At 58.4% G+C, this 19,549-nt stretch carries 21 protein-coding genes and 1 other RNA gene; 15 read left to right on the top strand and 7 right to left on the bottom strand.

The genetic code is table 11. The annotated features are described in order from the left end of the window. The first annotated feature begins 97 nt into the window (after positions 1-97). Both AB4O11_RS03310 and AB4O11_RS03305 read left to right on the top strand, forming a co-directional pair. Positions 98-739 carry an MBL fold metallo-hydrolase gene (locus AB4O11_RS03310; RefSeq protein ID WP_257356097.1) on the top strand — a complete coding sequence of 214 codons (642 nt, stop codon included), beginning with the start codon at positions 98-100 and terminating at the stop codon, positions 737-739. 117 nt (positions 740-856) lie between these two features. Then, positions 857-1,594, top strand: a complete 738-nt coding sequence (locus AB4O11_RS03305) for an OmpA family protein (protein ID WP_099757148.1) — start codon at positions 857-859, stop codon at positions 1,592-1,594. Between the two features lie 254 nt (positions 1,595-1,848). Here AB4O11_RS03305 and AB4O11_RS03300 read toward each other — a convergent pair whose 3' ends face one another. Continuing rightward, complete coding sequence (locus AB4O11_RS03300) at positions 1,849-2,283, bottom strand: Z-ring associated ZapG family protein (protein WP_007917055.1); 435 nt, start codon at positions 2,281-2,283, stop codon at positions 1,849-1,851. 144 nt (positions 2,284-2,427) lie between these two features. On the opposite strand from AB4O11_RS03300, the gene AB4O11_RS03295 reads away from it, so the two are divergent. From AB4O11_RS03295 to zapE, 3 genes are all read left to right on the top strand, one after another. Next, on the top strand, positions 2,428-3,057 hold the full coding sequence (locus tag AB4O11_RS03295) for an alpha/beta hydrolase (RefSeq protein ID WP_093430712.1): 630 nt from the start codon (positions 2,428-2,430) through the stop codon (positions 3,055-3,057). A gap of 24 nt (positions 3,058-3,081) precedes the next feature. Continuing rightward, positions 3,082-4,437, top strand: a complete 1,356-nt coding sequence (locus AB4O11_RS03290) for a tryptophan--tRNA ligase (RefSeq protein WP_460130135.1) — start codon at positions 3,082-3,084, stop codon at positions 4,435-4,437. A 90-nt stretch (positions 4,438-4,527) separates the two neighbouring features. Beyond that, the gene (gene zapE / locus AB4O11_RS03285; protein ID WP_093430696.1) at positions 4,528-5,622 is read left to right on the top strand and encodes a cell division protein ZapE; all 1,095 of its coding nucleotides are present in this window, start codon (positions 4,528-4,530) and stop codon (positions 5,620-5,622) included. Between the two features lie 203 nt (positions 5,623-5,825). Here the strand turns inward: zapE and AB4O11_RS03280 are convergent, their stop codons facing one another. After that, positions 5,826-6,722, bottom strand: a complete 897-nt coding sequence (locus AB4O11_RS03280) for a GlxA family transcriptional regulator (RefSeq protein WP_175555647.1) — start codon at positions 6,720-6,722, stop codon at positions 5,826-5,828. A 250-nt stretch (positions 6,723-6,972) separates the two neighbouring features. Here AB4O11_RS03280 and AB4O11_RS03275 point away from each other — a divergent pair, with 250 nt between their 5' ends. After that, on the top strand, positions 6,973-8,109 hold the full coding sequence (locus tag AB4O11_RS03275; RefSeq protein ID WP_460130133.1) for an acyl-CoA dehydrogenase family protein: 1,137 nt from the start codon (positions 6,973-6,975) through the stop codon (positions 8,107-8,109). A gap of 102 nt (positions 8,110-8,211) precedes the next feature. Here the strand turns inward: AB4O11_RS03275 and AB4O11_RS03270 are convergent, their stop codons facing one another. Beyond that, a complete protein-coding gene (locus AB4O11_RS03270; protein WP_099757145.1) occupies positions 8,212-9,252 on the bottom strand; it encodes an NADP(H)-dependent aldo-keto reductase in 1,041 nt (346 codons plus the stop codon). Between the two features lie 245 nt (positions 9,253-9,497). On the opposite strand from AB4O11_RS03270, the gene rplM reads away from it, so the two are divergent. The 7 genes from rplM to AB4O11_RS03235 all read left to right on the top strand — a co-directional run bounded on the left by rplM (position 9,498) and on the right by AB4O11_RS03235 (position 14,383). Next, entirely contained in the window at positions 9,498-9,926 is a 429-nt protein-coding gene (rplM, locus tag AB4O11_RS03265; RefSeq protein WP_007917032.1) for a 50S ribosomal protein L13, read from the top strand. Between the two features lie 14 nt (positions 9,927-9,940). Then, positions 9,941-10,333, top strand: coding sequence for a 30S ribosomal protein S9 (gene rpsI / locus AB4O11_RS03260; RefSeq protein ID WP_008080273.1), 393 nt, complete (start codon positions 9,941-9,943; stop codon positions 10,331-10,333). Positions 10,334-10,602: 269 nt separating this feature from the next. After that, entirely contained in the window at positions 10,603-11,196 is a 594-nt protein-coding gene (gene petA / locus AB4O11_RS03255; protein ID WP_003228055.1) for a ubiquinol-cytochrome c reductase iron-sulfur subunit, read from the top strand. Beyond that, a complete protein-coding gene (locus tag AB4O11_RS03250; protein WP_093430693.1) occupies positions 11,196-12,407 on the top strand; it encodes a cytochrome b in 1,212 nt (403 codons plus the stop codon). Before petA ends, AB4O11_RS03250 begins: the two co-directional genes overlap by 1 nt. Then, entirely contained in the window at positions 12,407-13,189 is a 783-nt protein-coding gene (locus AB4O11_RS03245) for a cytochrome c1 (protein ID WP_093430692.1), read from the top strand. The genes AB4O11_RS03250 and AB4O11_RS03245 overlap by 1 nt, the downstream gene beginning before the upstream one ends. 146 nt (positions 13,190-13,335) lie before the next feature. After that, the gene (locus AB4O11_RS03240; protein WP_007917025.1) at positions 13,336-13,953 is read left to right on the top strand and encodes a glutathione S-transferase N-terminal domain-containing protein; all 618 of its coding nucleotides are present in this window, start codon (positions 13,336-13,338) and stop codon (positions 13,951-13,953) included. A gap of 16 nt (positions 13,954-13,969) precedes the next feature. Further along, positions 13,970-14,383 (top strand): ClpXP protease specificity-enhancing factor, encoded by a 414-nt coding sequence (locus tag AB4O11_RS03235; protein WP_007917024.1) that lies wholly within the window; start codon positions 13,970-13,972, stop codon positions 14,381-14,383. A 51-nt stretch (positions 14,384-14,434) separates the two neighbouring features. Here AB4O11_RS03235 and AB4O11_RS03230 read toward each other — a convergent pair whose 3' ends face one another. From AB4O11_RS03230 to AB4O11_RS03215, 4 genes are all read right to left on the bottom strand, one after another. Next, complete coding sequence (locus AB4O11_RS03230) at positions 14,435-15,013, bottom strand: BON domain-containing protein (protein ID WP_007917023.1); 579 nt, start codon at positions 15,011-15,013, stop codon at positions 14,435-14,437. Further along, positions 15,010-15,603 carry a phosphoheptose isomerase gene (locus tag AB4O11_RS03225; RefSeq protein WP_093430691.1) on the bottom strand — a complete coding sequence of 198 codons (594 nt, stop codon included), beginning with the start codon at positions 15,601-15,603 and terminating at the stop codon, positions 15,010-15,012. The genes AB4O11_RS03230 and AB4O11_RS03225 overlap by 4 nt, the downstream gene beginning before the upstream one ends. Positions 15,604-15,707: 104 nt before the next feature. Further along, positions 15,708-16,070, bottom strand: coding sequence for a YraN family protein (locus AB4O11_RS03220; protein ID WP_093430690.1), 363 nt, complete (start codon positions 16,068-16,070; stop codon positions 15,708-15,710). Then, positions 16,070-17,881: a penicillin-binding protein activator gene (locus AB4O11_RS03215; protein ID WP_460130131.1), complete on the bottom strand. Its 1,812-nt coding sequence runs from the start codon at positions 17,879-17,881 to the stop codon at positions 16,070-16,072. The genes AB4O11_RS03220 and AB4O11_RS03215 overlap by 1 nt, the downstream gene beginning before the upstream one ends. A gap of 177 nt (positions 17,882-18,058) precedes the next feature. On the opposite strand from AB4O11_RS03215, the gene rsmI reads away from it, so the two are divergent. Both rsmI and rnpB read left to right on the top strand, forming a co-directional pair. Beyond that, positions 18,059-18,964, top strand: coding sequence for a 16S rRNA (cytidine(1402)-2'-O)-methyltransferase (gene rsmI / locus AB4O11_RS03210; RefSeq protein WP_093430688.1), 906 nt, complete (start codon positions 18,059-18,061; stop codon positions 18,962-18,964). Positions 18,965-19,037: 73 nt separating this feature from the next. Beyond that, an RNA gene (gene rnpB, locus AB4O11_RS03205) (RNase P RNA component class A) lies at positions 19,038-19,389 on the top strand. The last annotated feature ends 160 nt before the right edge of the window (positions 19,390-19,549 follow it).

Raw genomic sequence — 19,549 nt, 5'->3', positions numbered from 1 at the left:
TTTTGATTAATGGCGCCAAATATCTGACCTGGCGTTCTTTATCGGCCCTTGCAGTAGAATCCTGAGAAACGTTAATTGCCGTTTGTCGAGGATGTTCATGCCTGTCCCACCTGCGCTCATCCGCGAAACCTTTCCCGTCGGCCCGCTCCAGTGCAACTGCACCATCATCGGCGACCCGATCAGCAAAAAAGCCATCGTCGTCGACCCCGGTGGCAATCCTGACCTGATCATGGCGCGCCTTGATGCGCATGGCCTGAAAGTCGTCAGCATTATTCACACCCACGCGCATCTCGATCACTTCCTCGCTTCCGGGCAGATGAAGGAAAAAACCGGCGCGACCCTGCATTTGCACAAGGAAGACCAGTTCCTTTGGGACAACCTCGAAATGCAGTGCCAGATGTTCGGTGTGCCGTACACACCGGTGCCATCGCCAGATCGCTGGTTGAGTGACGATGAGGAACTGGCCTGCGGTTGCGGTGTTGCCCTGCACACGCCGGGACATACACCCGGTTCCATGAGCTTTTGGTTTTCCGAGGCTAAGCTGTTGATAGCCGGCGACACGTTGTTTCGTCGCGGCGTAGGGCGCACGGATTTATGGGGCGGCGATCAGGCGACCATCGTGCGTTCGATCAAGCAGCGGCTGTACACCTTGGACGAGGACGCGACCGTGATTACCGGACACGGGCCGGATACGCGCCTGGGTGATGAAATGCGCGAAAACCCGTTTGTACGCGCCTGAATATTTTGTCACGAGTGCCCGGCGGAATTTTTGTGCATTGTCATGATCCAACGCCCGCACAAGTCCATTAACCCAGTGGCCGCTGCACCACAGAATGCGAAAAACCAGGAGCTCTCCATGTTCACCACGCGTCGTTTGATTATTGTCGCTACTGCCGTGGCCTTGCTGTCCGGCTGCGCCTCGCCTAACCCGTATGACAATCAGGGCCAGGCCGACGGTGGCTCCCAAGGAATGAGCAAAACCGCCAAATACGGCGGCCTCGGTGCACTCGCCGGCGCACTGGCCGGTGCCGCCATCGGTCACGACAACCGCGGCAAAGGTGCCTTGATCGGTGCGGCGGTGGTGGGTGCGTCCGCCGCCGGTTACGGTTATTACGCCGACCAGCAAGAAAAGAAACTGCGCGCGAGCATGGCCAACACTGGCGTTGAAGTGCAGCGCCAAGGCGATCAGATCAAACTGATCATGCCGGGCAACATCACCTTCGCTACCGATTCGGCGAACATCGCGTCCAGCTTCTACCAGCCGCTGAACAACCTGGCCAACTCGTTGAAAGAATTCAACCAGAACCAGATCGAAATTGTCGGCTACACCGACAGTACCGGCAGCCGCCAGCACAACATGGACCTGTCCCAGCGTCGTGCGCAGAGCGTGGCGACTTACCTGACTTCGCAAGGTGTCAGCGGCGCCAACCTGTCGGCCCGTGGCGCCGGTCCGGATAACCCGATTGCCAGCAACGGTGATGTGAATGGCCGGGCGCAGAACCGTCGGGTTGAAGTCAACCTGAAGGCGATCCCGGGCCAGCAGTATGGTGGTCAGCAGCAACAGCAGCCGGGTACGGTTCAGCAGTATCCGTAAGCGCTTGTCAGAATGAAAAAAATGCCCGGTCCTGCGATCGGGCATTTTTTTGTCTGGCCTGTGCCGGCCCCTTCGCGAGCAAGCTCGCTCCCACAGGGTTAGGTGTGGAACACAACTTTTGTGTACATCATCAATTCCTGTGGGAGCGAGCTTGCTCGCGAAGGGGGCATAACAATCAGGCACAAATCATCGGACACAAAAAAGCCCTCGGATACATCACTGTCCGGGGGCTTTTTGTTTTCAGCGAAGACTGATTACTTCTTCAGACCATAATGCTCATCGAGCATGCCCGGCGAGTTCGGGGTCTTCGGTGCGTAGTCGCGCGGTGGCTCCTGATCGCGCGGTGGCGTCAGGCGTTCGCGTGGCGCGACTGCCGCGTCAGCGTGCAGGGCAGCGATCAGGCGCTGGCGGGTCTGCTCGTCCAGGGCCAGACGATTGGCACCCTCGGCGAGATGATCCTGCACTTCCTGATAGCTCTGGGTCAGCTTCTTGACCAGCATCGCGGTGCTGTTGAAGTGGGTGACCACTTCGTTTTGATAACTGTCGAAACGCTCCTGGATATCATCCAGTTGACGCTGCGTACGGCTCGGCGCGGCGTTCGGCGCAACGCGCGCGATCAGGAATCCAATGGCGACACCCACAACCAGGGCAAGAGTCGGTAACAACCAAACTAAGAGCGAGTGTTCCACGAGTCCTTCCTCTATAAACGGCTTTGCTTTACGTTAACGGCTCGAACCTGCGCTGTATACCGCGATTCACTCGCAATAGATTGGCACAGACAATTTGCTAGACGAGTCGACCCGATTCGAGGTCACGGAGTTCCTTCCTTGCTGATGCGTGAAACCCCTGTAGTGATTGACGGCCCGGTGGGTCAACTTGAGTCTCTGTACCTGGATAACGAGCAGCCGATCGGCATCGCGCTGATCTGCCATCCGAACCCGGTGCAGGGCGGCACCATGCTCAACAAGGTTGTCTCGACCCTTCAGCGCACCGCGCGCGACGCAGGTCTGATTACCTTGCGCTTCAACTATCGCGGCGTTGGCGCCAGCGAAGGCGCGCACGATATGGGCACCGGTGAAGTCGACGACGCCCAGGCGGCGGCCAAGTGGCTGCGGGAAAAACACCCGAATCTGCCGCTGACCCTGTTCGGTTTCTCCTTCGGCGGATTTGTTGCAGCAAGTCTCGGCGGTCGACTCGAAGCGCAGGGCGTGCAGCTCAAGCACCTGTTCATGGTCGCGCCGGCGGTGATGCGTCTGGGCGAGCAGGATCAACTGCCGCAGCACGGCGAACTCACCGTGATCCAGCCGGAAACCGACGAAGTCATCGACCCGCAACTGGTCTACGCCTGGTCGGAAAAACTCCAGCGCCCCCATGAGCTGCTGAAAGTGGCAGAATGCGGACACTTTTTTCATGGCAAGCTGACCGATCTCAAGGATCTGATCCTGCCGCGTCTCTCGAATTGATTGCAGTCTGACAAGCGATTACCCATGACGAACCGTACCCGTATCCTCACCGGCATCACCACCACCGGCACGCCGCACCTGGGCAACTACGCCGGCGCCATCCGCCCGGCGATCCTCGCCAGCCGCGACAGCAATGCCGATTCGTTCTACTTTCTGGCCGACTACCACGCCCTGATCAAATGCGATGACCCGCTGCGCATCCAGCGCTCGCGTCTGGAAATCGCCGCGACCTGGCTGGCCGGTGGCCTCGATGTCGACCGCGTGACCTTCTACCGCCAGTCCGACATCCCGGAAATCCCTGAGCTGACCTGGCTGCTGACCTGCGTCGCCGCCAAAGGCCTGCTCAACCGCGCGCACGCCTACAAGGCCTCGGTGGACAAGAACGTCGAAACCGGTGAAGACCCGGATGCCGGCATCACCATGGGCCTCTACAGCTACCCGGTGCTGATGGCCGCAGACATCCTGATGTTCAACGCGCACAAGGTGCCGGTCGGTCGTGATCAGATCCAGCACGTTGAAATGGCCCGCGATATCGGCCAGCGTTTCAACCACCTGTTCGGTCAGGGCAAAGAATTCTTCACCATGCCCGAAGCGCTGATCGAAGAGAGCGTGGCGACGTTGCCGGGCCTCGACGGTCGCAAGATGTCGAAGAGCTACGACAACACCATTCCGCTGTTCTCCAGCGCCAAAGAGATGAAGGATGCGATCTCGCGGATCGTCACCGACTCCAAAGCGCCGTGCGAGGCCAAGGATCCGGACAACTCGCACCTGTTCACCTTGTTCCAGGCGTTCGCCACACCGGCGCAGGCTGATGAGTTCCGCAGCGAACTGCTCGGTGGTCTGGGGTGGGGCGAGGCGAAGAACCGTCTGTTCCAGTTGCTCGACAACGAACTGGGTGAAGCGCGCGACAAGTATCACCAGTTGATCGAGCGCCCGGCAGACCTGGAAGACATCCTGCAAATCGGCGCCAAGAAGGCCCGTGCCGTGGCGACGCCGTTCCTCAATGAATTGCGTGAAGCGGTTGGCCTGCGTTCTTTCGTCAATCAGGTGCAAGTCGCCGCGACGACCAAGAAGAAGGCCGCGAAAGCCGCGCGTTTCGTCAGCTTCCGTGAAGACGACGGCAGCTTCCGTTTCCGTCTGCTGGCAGCCGATGGCGAGCAACTGCTGCTGTCGCGCAACTTTGCCGACGGCAAAACCGCAGGCCAGGTGACCAAGCAGCTGCAATCCGGCCAGCCGCTGGACGTGCGCAGCGAAGACCTGAGCTTCAGCGTCTGGCTGGAGGGCGAGTGCGTTGGCGACAGCCCGGCATTCGCTGACACTGCTGCGCGGGACGCGGCCATCGAGGCTCTGCGCGTTGCGCTGACCCCGGTTCAGGACTAATCGGCGGCACGGTCCGACCAAGGGCCGATTGCCATTCCCACGGGCCGTCGCTACAGTGACGGCCCGTTTTTGTTGCCTTGCTAACGAATTATGACGCCCCTAGAACGATACCAAGCTGATCTGAAACGCCCGGACTTCTTCCATGATGCCGCGCAGGAAACTGCTGTGCGTCATTTGCAGCGCCTGTACGACGATCTGATCGCCGCCGATCAGAACAAGCCGGGCCTGCTGAGCAAACTGTTTGGCAAAAAGGATCAGACGCCGGTCAAGGGCCTGTACTTCTGGGGCGGCGTAGGTCGCGGCAAGACTTACCTGGTCGACACCTTCTTCGAAGCACTGCCGTTCAAGGAAAAGACCCGCACTCACTTCCACCGCTTCATGAAGCGTGTGCACGAAGAAATGAAAACCCTCGGCGGCGAGAAAAACCCGCTGACCATCATCGCCAAGCGCTTTGCGACTGAGTCGCGGGTGATCTGCTTCGATGAGTTCTTCGTCTCCGACATCACCGACGCGATGATCCTCGGCACGCTGATGGAAGAATTGTTCAAGAACGGCGTGACCCTGGTCGCGACCTCGAACATCGTTCCGGACGGCCTGTACAAGGACGGTCTGCAACGTGCGCGTTTCCTGCCGGCGATTGCGCTGATCAAGCAGAATACCGAGATCGTCAACGTCGACAGCGGCGTCGACTACCGTCTGCGTCACCTCGAACAAGCCGAGCTGTTCCACTATCCGCTCGACGAAGCTGCTCACGAAAGTCTGCGCAAGAGCTTCAAGGCGCTGACGCCGGAATGCACTGCTGCGGTCGAAAACGATGTGCTGATGATCGAAAACCGCGAAATCCGTGCCCTGCGTACGTGCGACGACGTGGCGTGGTTCGACTTCCGTGAGCTGTGCGACGGCCCGCGTAGCCAGAACGACTACATCGAACTGGGCAAGATCTTCCACGCCGTGCTGCTAAGCGGTGTCGAGCAGATGAGCGTCACCACTGACGACATTGCGCGCCGCTTCATCAACATGGTCGACGAGTTCTACGACCGTAACGTGAAGCTGATCATTTCCGCTGAAGTCGAGTTGAAGGATCTGTACACCGGCGGCCGTTTGAACTTCGAATTCCAGCGTACGCTGAGCCGTCTGCTGGAGATGCAATCGCACGAATTCCTGTCGCGGGCGCACAAGCCTTAAGCAGAATCGCGAAACAAAAAAAGGGCCTGCAATTGCAGGCCCTTTTTTTATCTCGAATTCACCGGCCCGCGCACACTGATCGTTCCCACGCTCCGCGTGGGAATGCATACCGTGACGCTCTGCGTCACATTCCGGGGCGGACGCAGAGCGTCCATTGGCAGCATTCCCACGCAGAGCGTGGGAACGATCAACGGGGGGGAGGGTTAGGCGGCTTGTTGGAACTGCTGCCGATACTGGTTCGGCGACAGTTCAGTATGCTGACGGAACAGCCGCGCAAAGAAGCTCGCATCGTCGTAACCGACCTCATAACTGATGGTCTTGATGCTCTTGCGGCTGCCGGACAGCAAACCTTTCGCGGTTTCGATACGCAGGCGTTGCAGGTAATGCAATGGCTTGTCACCGGTGGCGGTCTGGAAGCGGCGCATGAAGTTACGGATGCTCATGCCGTGCTCGCGGGCGACGTCTTCGAAGCGGAACTTGTCGGCGAAATGCTCTTCGAGCCAGTGCTGGATCTGCAGGATAATCACGTCCTGATGCAGCTTCTGCCCACCGAAACCGATGCGTCCCGGCGCATAGCTGCGCTGCACTTCATAGAGAATGTCGCGGGCCACGGCTTGCGCGACGTTGGCCCCACAGAAACGCTCGATCAAGTAGATGTATAGATCGCAGGCTGACGTGGTACCGCCGGCGCAATACAAGTTGTCGGCATCGGTCAGGTGCTTGTCCTGATTGAGATAGACCTTGGGAAAGCGCTCGGCGAATGCATTGAAGAAACGCCAGTAGGTGGTCGCTTCCTTGCCGTTGAGCAGGCCGGCCTCGGCCAGCCAGAACACCCCGGTGGCTTCGCCGCACAACACCGCGCCACGAGCGTGCTGTTCACGCAGCCAGGGCAACACTTGGGGATAACGGCCGCACAGCGTGTCGAAATCGTCCCAGAACGCCGGGAGGATAATGACGTCGGCGTTTTCCAGGCCACCGTCGACCGGCATTACCACGTCACTGAAGCTGTTCACCGGTTTGCCGTCGGGGCTGACCAGGCGTGTTTCAAACGCCGGTGTCAGGCCGTGACCCAGTTGTTTGCCATAACGCAGGCTGGCCAGATGGAAGAAATCCTTGGCTTGCATGAGAGTGGAAGCGAAAACCCGGTCGATTGCCAGGATGCTGACGCGCCGCAAGGGCGTGGAGACTTGCTTGGACATAATTCAACTTTTGTTTTGTTTTTATAAGGGAAAGTGGTCACCAGACGGCTGGATCGTCTTATTTTTTGTCGGATGTGTCCAGTGTCCTGTGTCAGAGGGGAGGCTTAGTCTCTGAAGGCCATCTCCCGCCAACAACAAAGAAAGGTGCCGCATGATCCCCAGAACCTTGTTCAGCTCCGAGCACGAATTGTTTCGCGACAGCGTCCGCACCTTCCTCGAAAAAGAGGCGGTGCCGTTCCATGCGCAATGGGAGAAACAGGGCCATATCGACCGCAAACTGTGGAACAAGGCCGGGGAGGCGGGGATGCTCTGCTCGCACCTGCCGGAAGAATACGGCGGCCTGGGGGCGGACTTTCTCTACAGTGCGGTGGTGATCGAGGAGGTCGGGCGACTGGGCCTGACCGGCATCGGCTTCTCGCTGCATTCGGACATTGTCGCGCCGTACATCCTGCATTACGGCAGCGAGGCGCTGAAGCACAAATACCTGCCGAAACTGGTTTCGGGCGAGATGGTCACGGCCATCGCCATGACCGAGCCGGGGGCGGGATCCGATCTGCAAGGTGTGAAGACCACCGCTGTGCTGGACGGTGACGACTATGTGATCAACGGTTCGAAAACCTTCATTACCAACGGCTTTCTCGCGGATCTGGTGATCGTGGTGGCCAAGACCGATCCAAAGGCCGGCGCCAAGGGTACCAGCCTGTTTCTGGTGGAAGCGGGTACGCCGGGTTTCGATAAGGGCAAGCGCCTTGAGAAGGTTGGTATGAAGGCGCAGGACACGTCGGAATTGTTTTTCCAGGACATGCGCGTGCCGAAAGAAAACCTGCTGGGGCAGGCCGGGGCCGGGTTTGCTTATCTGATGCAGGAATTGCCTCAGGAACGTCTGACGGTGGCGATCGGTGGCCTGGCTTCAGCTGAAGCGGCGTTGCAATGGACGCTTGATTACACCCGCGATCGCAAGGCCTTCGGCAAAGCCATTGCCGACTTCCAGAACACCCGCTTCAAGCTGGCCGAGATGGCCACGGAAATTCAGATCGGCCGAGTGTTCGTCGATAAATGTCTGGAGCTGCACCTGCAAGGCAAGCTCGACGTGCCGACGGCGGCGATGGCGAAATACTGGGGCACCGATCTGCAATGCAAGGTGCTCGACGAGTGCGTGCAGTTGCATGGCGGTTACGGCTTCATGTGGGAGTACCCGGTGGCCCGGGCGTGGGCGGATGCGCGGGTGCAGCGGATCTATGCTGGCACCAATGAAATCATGAAGGAGATTATTGCGCGGTCGCTTTGAAATTCTGGTGACTGTCAGACCGCTATCGCGAGCAGGCTCACTCCTACAGGGGATCACCGTACCTGTGGGAGCAAGCCTGCTCGCGAAGCTTTTAGCGGTAAATCAAGGCGCTGGGTTCGGGTGATCCTTGTGAATCGCCTCGATCCCTGCCAGCACTTCATCGGAAAGCTTCAGATCAAAACTGGCAATGTTGCTGTCCAGTTGCTCAAGCGTCGTCGCGCCAATGATGTTACTCGTGACGAATGGTTGCTGAGTGACGAACGCCAATGCCATCTGCGCCGGGTCCAGACCGTGCTCCCGGGCCAGCGCGACATAACGGCTGCACGCTGCTTCCGACTGCGCATTGAAATAGCGGCTGAAGCGACTGTAGAGGCTCAGGCGACCTTTCGGTGGACGAGCGCCGCCTTCGTATTTACCTGACAGGAAACCAAACGCCAACGGCGAATAGGCGAGCAGGCCGCACTGTTCGCGGATGGCGATTTCCGCCAGGCCCACTTCAAAACTGCGGTTGAGCAGGTTGTAGGGGTTCTGGATCGACACCGCGCGCGGCCAGCCACGCGCTTCGGCCAAGGCCAGAAAACGCATGGTGCCCCACGGGGTTTCGTTGGACAGGCCGATGTGGCGGATCTTGCCGGCCTTCACTTGCTCGTCGAGTGCTTCGAGAGTGTCTTCGAGCGGGGTCAGGTTGGCTTCGATCTTGTGCTTGTAACCCAGTTGTCCGAAAAAGTTGGTGCTGCGTTCCGGCCAGTGCAATTGATACAGGTCGATGTAATCGGTCTGCAGGCGCTCGAGGCTGGCGTCCACCGCTGCGGTGATGTGCTGGCGGTTATGGCGCAGGTTTTTGTCGCGGATGTAGTCGATGGTGTTGCCGGGGCCGGCGATCTTGCTGGCGAGGATCCAGTCGGCGCGGTCGCCGCGACTTTTGAAGTAATTGCCGATATAGCGCTCGGTGGTGGCGTAGGTTTCGGCTTTCGGCGGCACCGGGTACATCTCGGCGGTGTCGATGAAATTGATCCCGGCTTCTTTGGCCCGTTCAATCTGCGCGAAGGCTTCAACTTCAGTGTTTTGCTCGCCCCAGGTCATGGTGCCGAGGCAGATTGCACTCACGTTCAGGTCGGTACGGCCTAGCTGGCGATAGTCCATCGGGTGCTCCTTGGGCAAAACAATCATAAAAGCAGGTTGAAATATTTTTCGCAATCTGCATAATTGCCGACCTCTTTCTGCAGTGGAAGTGATGCGCCGCCGCCGAAGAATCTTGCCGTTGAACGGACGCGCCGACCCGAGCCCCCGAAAGCGTCTGTATCCGGCTGCCTTTGACTTGTCAAAGTACGCACTATTCAGTAAGATCCGCCGTCTAATTTACAGGGCGGCCCCTGAGGCTATAAAGAATGAAAACTTTTACTGCTAAACCGGAAACAGTAAAGCGCGACTGGTTTGTCGTCGACGCTGCTGGTCAGACCCTGGGTCGTCTGGCCACCGAAATCGCGAGCCGTCTGCGTGGCAAGCACAAGCCTGAGTACACTCCTCACGTTGACACCGGCGACTACATCGTCGTAATCAACGCCGAGCAGATTCGTGTTACCGGTGCTAAAACCACTGACAAAATGTACTACTCCCACTCCGGTTTCCCGGGCGGCATCAAGTCGATCAACTTTGAAAAGCTGATCGCTAAAGCCCCTGAGCGCGTGATCGAGACCGCGGTTAAAGGCATGCTGCCTAAAAACCCACTGGGTCGCGACATGTACCGTAAGCTGAAAGTCTATGCGGGCGCTGCACACCCACATACTGCTCAGCAGCCCCAAGAACTGAAGTTTTAACGGAATAGTACATTATGTCGGCGACTCAAAATTACGGCACTGGCCGTCGCAAGACCGCAACCGCACGCGTTTTCCTGCGTCCGGGTACTGGTAACATCTCCATCAACAACCGTTCGCTGGAAAACTTCTTCGGCCGTGAAACTGCCCGCATGGTAGTTCGCCAGCCGCTGGAGCTGACTGAGACTGTCGAGAAGTTCGACATCTACGTCACCGTGATCGGCGGTGGTGTAAGTGGTCAAGCTGGCGCAATCCGCCACGGCATCACTCGCGCTCTGATGGACTACGACGAAACCCTGCGTGGCGCTCTGCGCAAAGCTGGCTTCGTTACTCGCGACGCCCGTGAAGTTGAACGTAAGAAAGTTGGTCTGCGTAAAGCGCGTAAGCGTCCGCAGTACTCGAAGCGTTAATTCCGCTTCCGCGTTCAAAAAGAACGCCCGCCTCCTCACGGAAGCGGGCGTTTTTTTATGCCTGTGATTTATCAAAGAATTGCGCTGCGACAACTTGCCACTTCCGTAGACCCCCTATACTGCAAGGCTTGAGGGTAAGAGCTCCGGGTAATTCCCTTGTCAGAATTGGGGCTTTTCATTACCATTCGGCAAAATTTTTATAAGTAACATTGATTTATTTAGTAGATGCCTGATTTAACAGGCCACAAAAGCTGATGGGAGAGGACTGAATGAGCAATGACGGCGTGAATGCAGGCCGGCGTCGCTTCTTGGTAGCAGCCACATCCGTGGTGGGTGCTGCAGGAGCGGTGGGGGCTGCGGTCCCGTTCGTGGGGTCATGGTTTCCCAGTGCCAAGGCGAAAGCCGCCGGTGCACCGGTGAAAGTGAATGTCAGCAAAATCGAGCCAGGACAGCAGATGATTGCTGAATGGCGCGGCCAGCCGGTGTTCATTGTCCGCCGTACTGCGGAAATCCTGGGGAATCTCAAGAAGATCGAGGGCCAGCTCTCCGATCCAACCTCCAAAAACTCCACGCAACCCACCTATGTCGACCCTGAAGTGCGTTCGATCAAGCCGGAAATTCTGCTGCTGATCGGGATCTGCACGCACCTGGGTTGCTCACCAACTTTCCGTCCCGAAGTGGCACCTGCAGATCTCGGCAAGGACTGGGTCGGTGGCTATTTCTGCCCTTGCCACGGTTCCCATTACGATCTGGCTGGCCGCGTCTACAAGTCGCAACCTGCGCCTTTGAACCTGCCAGTTCCCCCGCATTCCTATGAGACCGATGACCTGATTGTCATCGGCGTCGATACGGAGAAAGCGTGATGAGCAAGTTCATGGATTGGGTTGATGCGCGCTTTCCTGCGACCAAAATGTGGGAAGACCATCTCAGCAAGTATTACGCTCCAAAAAACTTCAACTTCTTCTATTTCTTCGGCTCTCTGGCGCTGCTGGTGCTGGTCAACCAGCTCGTCACCGGCGTCTGGCTGACGATGAGCTACACGCCATCGGCAGAAGAGGCTTTTGCGTCTGTCGAAGGCATCATGCGTGACGTCAATCACGGCTCGATTTTGCGCCTGCTGCACGCTGTCGGCGCTTCGATGTTCTTCATCGTGGTGTATCTGCACATGTTCCGGGGCCTGCTTTACGGCTCGTACCAGAAACCGCGCGAGCTGGTCTGGGTGTTCGGCATGCTGATTTACCTGGCGCTGATGGCCGAGGCATTCATGGGTTATCTGCTGCCGTGGGGCCAGATGTCCTACTGGGGTGCCCAAGTGATCATCTCGCTGTTCGGTGCGATTCCGGTGATCGGTAACGACCTGACCCAGTGGATTCGTGGTGATTACCTGATCTCCGGAATCACTCTGAACCGCTTCTTCGCCTTGCATGTCGTGGCTCTGCCGATCGTGATTCTCGGTCTGGTGGTACTGCACATTCTGGCGTTGCACGAAGTCGGTTCGAACAACCCTGACGGCGTCGACATCAAGAAGCACAAAGATGAAAACGGCATCCCGCTGGACGGCATTGCTTTCCACCCGTACTACACCGTGAAAGACATTGTCGGTGTCGTGGTGTTCCTGTTTATCTTCTGCTTTATTGTGTTCTTCTTCCCGGAAATGGGTGGCTATTTCCTCGAAAAACCAAACTTCGAGCCGGCCAACCCGTTCAAGACGCCTGAGCATATCGCGCCGGTCTGGTACTTCACGCCGTTCTACGCGATCCTGCGAGCAATCCCTGACAAGCTCATGGGCGTTATTGCCATGGGCGCTTCAATTGCTTTCCTGTTTGTCCTGCCGTGGCTCGATCGCAGTCCGGTCAAATCCATGCGCTATAAAGGCTGGATGAGCAAAGTCTGGCTCGTCATATTCTGCGTTTGCTTTGTGCTGCTTGGCTGGACTGGCGTGAAAGCTCCGACGCCGTCTCTGACGTTGCTGTCGCAGGTCTGCACCTTCCTGTACTTCGCGTACTTCATCCTGATGCCGTTCTACACCAGGCTCGAGAAGACCAAACCGGTTCCGGAAAGGGTGACTGGCTGATGAAAAAGTTATTTTTTGCTCTGATTTTTGCTGCTCTGCCTGTTCTGTCCTTCGCCGCTGAACACGGTGGTCCGGAGCTGGAAAAGGTCGACATCGACGTTTCCGACAACGCTGCGCTGCAGGATGGCGCACGTACCTTTGCCAACTATTGCATGGGTTGCCACAGTGCCAAGTTCCAGCGTTACGAGCGGGTGGCCGATGATTTGGGCATTCCTCACGAAATGATGCTGGAGAAGCTGGTGTTCACTGGCGCCAAGATTGGCGATCACATGAACATCGGCATGCAGCCGGCAGACGCCAAGACCTGGTTTGGTGCCGCACCACCGGATCTGACCCTGGTCGCTCGCGTACGCGGCACCGACTGGCTCTACGGTTACCTGAAGTCGTTCTACGAAGATCCTGCACGTCCATGGGGCGTGAACAACAAGGTTTTCCCGAACGTCGGCATGCCTAACGTGCTGGTCGGCCTGCAAGGTCGTCAGGTCGTGGGTTGCAAACAGGTGCAGATCGTCGAAGACGGCAAGAAGCAATATGATCCGTTGACCGGTACGCCTCTGACTCATGAAGCGTGCGATCAGCTGACCATCGTGCCGAAAACCGGTGCTCTGAACGAAGAGCAGTTCGATGAGAAGGTCAAGAATCTGGTAACCTTCCTGGCTTACTCGGCTAACCCGGTTAAGCTGCAACATCAGCGCATCGGTACTTATGTCTTGCTGTACCTGGCGTTCTTCTTTGTGTTCGCCTACCTGCTCAAGCGTGAATACTGGAAAGACGTGCACTGATACGCTTCAAGCATTGCTGTTAATCGCGCGCGCCCAAGGGCGCCTCCGATAGCGCAACGTCTGGTTTGCCAGGTGTTGCCGGAGGCGCCCTCTGGGCGCGCGCGTTTTTCCGGTTCCGATAATTTCAACAAGCGAGGAGGATCGCCATGGGCGTGACCAATCGGTTGGCCTGTTACTCCGACCCCGCCGACCACTATTCCCACCGAGTGCGCATCGTGCTTGCAGAGAAGGGTGTCAGCGCCGAGATCATTTATGTGGAAGCTGGTCGCCAGCCGCCTAAACTGATTGAGGTAAACCCTTACGGCAGTCTGCCGACGCTGGTCGATCGTGACCTGGCGTTGTGGGAGTCGACCGTGGTGATGGAATATCTGGATGAGCGTTACCCGCACCCGCCGTTGATGCCGGTTTATCCGGTGGCGCGTGCCAACAGCCGTTTGCTGATTCATCGAATTCAGCGCGACTGGTGTGGTCTGGTGGATCTGATTCTGGATCCCAAGTCCAAGGAGGCCGCGCGTGTCGTGGCGCGCAAGGAATTGCGTGAAAGCCTGACGGGCGTGTCGCCGCTGTTTGCCGACAAGCCGTTTTTCCTCAGTGAGGAACAAAGTCTGGTGGATTGCTGCCTATTGCCAATACTCTGGCGTTTGCCGATTCTGGGTATTGAACTGCCGCGGCCAGCCAAGCCGCTGCTTGATTATATGGAGCGCTCGTTTGCGCGTGAGGCTTTCCAGGCGAGTCTGTCTGGTGTCGAACGCGATATGCGCTAAGGCTTAAGGAGCCGCTATGAACTCCAGTCGACCTTATCTGGTCCGCGCGCTCTACGAGTGGATTGTTGATAACGATTGCACCCCGCATATGCTGGTCAATTCCGAGTACCCGGCAGTGCAGGTGCCGCAGGGTTTCGCCAGCGACGGGCAGATTGTCCTGAACATCTCGCCGAGTGCTGTGCGTCATCTGCACATGGACAACGACGTGGTGACCTTCGAGGGTCGCTTCGGTGGCGTTCCGCACAGCTTGTACGTGCCGATCAGCGCGATTCTGGGTATCTACGCCCGGGAGAACGGTCAAGGCATGGTGTTTGATCTCGAGTCGCCGATGGATGACGAAGAAGAGATCGAGTCGGATGACGACTTGCCGCCACCGGACAGCGAGCCGCCGCGACCTAGCGGCCGGCCAAGCCTGAAAGTGGTGAAGTAATAAAAAAGGCGATCCGGATGGATCGCCTTTTTTATTACATAGGGTTGTGCGTCAGTCGATGTATTCGAACAGCTTGACGATCTTCTGCACGCCGGAAACGCCCTGAACCAGATTGGTCGCCTGAGTGGCTTCCTGTTTGGTCAGCAGGCCCAGCAGGTAGACGATGCCGTTCTCGGTCACGACCTTGATGCGCGAACCGGGAATGCTGGCGTCGGTGAGCATCTGGGTCTTGATCTTGGACGTCAGCCAAGTGTCATTCTGGCGAGCCAAGAAGCCGGACGGCGGTATGACCTGCAGTTCGTTATGAACAGTTTTTACCCGTTGCACGGCGGCTGCCGCTTGCTCGGCTTTGGCTTTCAAGTCAGCGCGAGGCGTTTGACCGGCCAGCAAGACAACACCGTTGAAACTGGTGACGACGATGTGCGAGTCGTTGTCCAGTGCCGGGTCGGCCTTGGCCACGTTCACACCGACTTTGGTTTCGATCAACGAGTCATCGATCTTGCTGCCGAAGGTGCGCGTGCCACGGTCGTCGTCGATCGGTGCTTCACGGCTGGCGTTCACCACTGAGGTGCAGCCGCTGATGCCGAGGCACAGGGTCAAGGCCAGAAGGCCAAGGCGATTAGGGGTCATTCTTCACTCCCGAACAGTTGGCTGTCGATCAGATCGCAGAGGCAATGGATCGCCAGCAAGTGGACTTCTTGAATACGTGCAGTGACATTGGCCGGTACGCGGATCTCGACGTCTTCGGGCAGCAGCAGTGACGCCATGCCGCCACCATCGCGTCCGGTCATAGCTACGACAATCATTTCGCGATCATGTGCGGCCTGGATCGCTTGAATAATGTTCGCCGAGTTACCGCTGGTCGAAATCGCCAGCAGCACATCGCCCGACTGGCCGAGGGCGCGGATCTGCTTGGAGAACACTTCGTTGTAGCTGTAGTCGTTGGCGATCGAGGTGATCGTCGAGGTATCGGTGGTCAGCGCAATCGCCGGCAGGCTCGGACGCTCGCGCTCGAAGCGGTTGAGCAGCTCCGAGGAAAAATGCTGAGCGTCGCCGGCCGACCCACCGTTGCCGCACGAGAGCATTTTGCCTCCGTTGAGCAGGGTGTTGACCATGATCTGGCTGGCTTGCTCGATGTGCGGTGCAAGTACGTCCATCGCCTGTTGCTTGGTGTCGATACTGGCCTGGAAAAGCTGGCGAATTCGGGATTGCATGTCCATCTGTGTGACCTTAAGTAGCGCGGCTGTCCGGCACATGAATGTGCAGCCCGCAAAGCAAAGAGCAAAATTTGTCGGTGGGATTGTCCGGGTCGCAACGCCGACGATCAACTGTCGAAAGCATTCTGCAACCAGTTCAGCTGACTCGGATGGCTGTCGATGGCCACCACGTCGAAGCGGCAAGGGGAATTGGCCCAACGCGATTCGCGCTGAAGAAAATACTGTGCAGCGAAAATCAGTTTCTGCTGCTTGCGCCCATCGATGCTAGCGAGCGCGCCACCCCATTGAGTGTTTTTTCTGTAGCGAACTTCAACGAATACTACTGTATCGCCATCAAGCATGACCAGATCAAGCTCGCCGCGTTTGCATAACCAGTTCTGCGCCAGCAGGCGCAGACCTTGTTGTTGCAGATGCTCGAGCGCCTGGCGCTCGGCATCCTTGCCGCTTTGCGAGCGTGACCTGTCAGGCATCAGCGCGGGGTGTCCGGCAGGCGCTGCACCTGCCCGCTGACGAACTGCGCCCAAGGCAATTGACGCACGACGCGTTGGGTCTGGGTCATGCCGAGGCTGCCCGACTCACCGTCGATGCGGCTGTCTGGCAGGGCTTTGAGTTGACCCAGGCGTGGTGCAAGACGATAGGCATCCACACCCATCGCGTACAGGCGGCCGAGGCTGCCGGCGGCTTGCGGCCACTGCGCAACCACTTGCTGACGCAGTGGATCGCTGGAGTCCAGCAGCCATGGGGTTTCGCAGAAGCGAATGCCGTTCATGTCGTTGTACTGATTCACGTCGCCGCTGGCGCTGTAAACGTGCGACGTCGCGTACACCGGAACGTCACCCGCGTACTGGAAGTTCAGGGTTGGCTTGATCTGCTGAGCCTGTTGAGGGGTTGCGGCGAGGAAGATGAATTCGATGTCCTGACGACGCGAAGGCTGCGCGGCGACGTTGGTGCCGGCGGCATTCTGCAGGCTCTTGGCGCGCGCTTCGCTTTGACGCAGCTGGAACATGTCGGCGATTTGCTGGGCCAGTTGCACCGGCTGATCAACGCGCTCGGTCGCTACGATGCTGCCACCATTCGCTTGCCAGTCCTGGCTGAAAGCACGCAGTACGCGATCGCCCCATTCGCCTTTCGGCACCATGATCGCGGCGCGGTGCAGGCCATCGGCACGGGCGCGGCGCGAGACTTCGCGGGCTTCGTCTTCAGCGGCCAGGCCAAACTGGAACAATTGCGCCGGGCCTTGATCACCTTCGCTGTAGTTCAGCGCGAGGGTGGTGATCGGCAGTTGCGGGCGGGTACTCAGTTGCTTGACCAGTGGTTTTTCCAACGGGCCAACGACCAGTTGCACGCCGTCAGCCTGGGCCTTGCGGTAGAACTCGTCCATCGAAGTCAGTTTCGAGCTGTCGTAGAACTCGATTGCTGGGGGCTTCTGTCCGGCCTGTTGCGCCTGGTAGTGCGCAGCCATGAAGCCTTCACGTAGCGCCTTGCCAACAGCGGCCAGCGGGCCGTCCTGTGGCAGCAGCAGGGCGATCTTGCTCAGTGGCTGGCTGGCCAGTTCCTTGAGTTTGGTCAGCGGCAACGGCAGGTTGATCGCCGCCGGGTGCTTTGGATTTTGCGCGCGCCAGGTGTCGATCGCCGCTTGCTGCTGTTCCAGGGTGCCAGCGGATTTCACTGCCATGGCCAGGCCCATCCAGCCGCCGAGGTCGTCGGTGCTGTTCGGTTGCAGTTGATCAGTTGGCAGCGAGCCGATCAGAGTCCAGATCGCTTCGTGGTTCTTGCTCGCGGCTTCGCCTTGCAGCATCGGCGCGATGAACACGCGCTCGCGGGCAGCGGCCAGGGTCTGGCCATCGGCTTCAAGGGCGCGGGCGTGAGCGGTGCCGGTGCGCACTTGCTGCTCTTCAGGCATTTCGCCCAGGTGCTGCAGGCTTGGGTGGCTCAGGGCGGTCAGCGCGGCTTTCGGCTGATTGCGCGTCATCGCCAGTTCAGCGTTCAAGGTGCTGGCGAAAATCTGCTGGCCGGGCTTGAGTTGCTCCATCGGCACTTGTTGCAGGATTTGCGCGGACTGTCCGGCATTGCCCTGACGGTAGGCCAGGTCTGCGGCGCTCAGGCGCAACAGGGCGGCTTTTTCCGGGGTTTTCGCCTGGCTAGCCTGTTCGAGCAGTTGCTCGATGCTGGCATCCGGGGTCCGTGGAAGTTCGCCAAGGCTGGAGGAAGGGGAGCTGACGCAAGCCGCCAACAGGGCAGCGAGGCAGAAGGCAGTGAACAGCCGCAGGCAAGCGATCATGTAAGTGTTCCTGATACTCGATCAAATTAGCGTCGAATTGTACCCAAGCACTGGCCGGGGCGCGATGTTACTGGCGTGAATCGGACGATTTAGCTGAAGTAAATGTTGCAGTGCTGCATAACCACGCACAAAACCGTGGTGGCTCGAAGCGCGTCGCAAGCCTCGTGTCGCGCTACAATGGCCGCTTTTACCGATCACGAGGTGTGCGCTTTGACTGCTCCGGGTTCCCTGAATTCCGCTGCTGGCTCGCTTTATGTGGTGGCGACGCCCATCGGCAACCTGGACGACATCAGCGCCCGGGCCCTGAAGATCCTCCGCGAAGTGGCATTGATCGCTGCCGAAGACACCCGTCACTCGGCGCGCCTGATGCAACACTTCGGGATCGGCACGCCGCTGGCCGCGTGTCACGAACACAATGAACGAGATGAAGGTAGCCGTTTTATTACCCGCTTGCTGGCGGGTGATAACGTCGCGTTGATTTCCGATGCGGGGACGCCGCTGATTTCCGATCCGGGGTATCACTTGGTGCGTCAGGCCCGCGCGGCCGGGATCAATGTCGTGCCAGTGCCGGGTGCCTGTGCGCTTATTGCCGCGCTGTCGGCGGCCGGTCTGCCGTCTGACCGTTTCATCTTCGAAGGTTTTCTGCCGGCCAAATCGGTCGGACGCAAGGCGCGACTGGAAGCGGTTAAAGAAGAGCCGCGTACGTTGATTTTCTACGAGGCCCCGCACCGCATTCTTGAATGTCTGCAGGATATGGAAGCCGTGTTTGGCGGTGAGCGCCAGGCATTGCTCGCCCGCGAGATCACCAAGACCTTCGAAACGCTCAAAGGTCTGCCATTGGCCGAGTTGCGCGCGTTCGTCGAATCCGACAGCAATCAGCAGCGTGGCGAATGCGTAGTGCTGGTGGCGGGCTGGACGGCACCGGAGTCCGAGGATGCGGTCAGCAGCGAGGCGATGCGTATTCTTGATCTGTTGCTCGAAGAGATGCCGCTCAAGCGTGCCGCCGCGTTGGCAGCACAAATCACTGGCGAGCGCAAAAACGTGCTGTATCAGGTCGCGCTGGAGAAACAGAAAGGCGTGTAGGCCGTCACCCATAGCGGTCTTGAGGCTTTTAGCGCTTGTTCTTCGGGCGCTCTGCCGTTAACCTTCGCGGCGGAGAGTCGATCGGACAGTCGCTGCCCTCTATGAAAATTAGGGGGGAGGAAAGTCCGGGCTCCATAGGGCGAAGTGCCAGGTAATGCCTGGGAGGCGTGAGCCTACGGAAAGTGCCACAGAAAATAACCGCCTAAGCGCTTCGGCGCCGGTAAGGGTGAAAAGGTGCGGTAAGAGCGCACCGCACGTCTGGCAACAGTTCGTGGCTAGGTAAACCCCACTTGGAGCAAGACCAAATAGGGTCCCAAGGCGTGGCCCGCGCTGGGACCGGGTAGGTTGCTAAAGATGTCCAGTGATGGCCATCGTAGACGAATGACTGTTCAAGACAGAACCCGGCTTACAGATCGACTCTCCACCTTTTTCTTTCCCTGCTTGAATCATTGGCAACAGGGCTGTGTAATATCAGCAGGCCTGCTCTGAAAGTCCGGCAGCGGCAAACGCAGTAATAGCCATTTCCCACCTTGCTTCAATCAACAGCAGAAGCGCTTTTGTAATACCGAAAAAATCTTACTCTTA

Source organism: Pseudomonas sp. H1_D05 (assembly GCF_054682705.1).
Note: the sequence above shows the minus strand (reverse complement) of the source record. Positions and strands in the feature narration are given on the sequence as shown.